Raw genomic sequence first — 267 nt, forward strand, 5'->3', positions numbered from 1 at the left:
GGGGATTTTTTCGTCGGCGGCGCCGGAGCATGGCACGTGGCTTTTCTTTCTGAACTACTGGGGCAATTTCGATTCGACCGGCTACAACTTCGACGCCGCCGCGCACGACCGCGACGTGATCACCGCGACGTTGACGCTGGTCTTCAACGAAAACACGCCGAACGAACGGCGCGAAACGATGATGGTGCCGCTGCGCAAAATCGGCGACCTGATGCTCGTGAAGAGCGAGCGACTTTGATAGCGGGACGGGAGCAGTAACGATGAAGC

Annotated in this window: 1 protein-coding gene; it reads left to right on the plus strand. The window is 59.2% G+C overall.

Annotated features, from left to right (window positions below):
* On the plus strand, positions 1-238 hold a 238-nt coding region (locus tag SB753_RS37780; RefSeq protein WP_410805250.1), incomplete at its 5' end, for a DUF2135 domain-containing protein.
* Positions 239-267: the final 29 nt, after the last annotated feature.

The sequence above is a fragment of the Paraburkholderia sp. SIMBA_053 genome (assembly GCF_046534895.1).
GTDB classification, from domain to species: Bacteria; Pseudomonadota; Gammaproteobacteria; order Burkholderiales; family Burkholderiaceae; genus Paraburkholderia; species Paraburkholderia caledonica.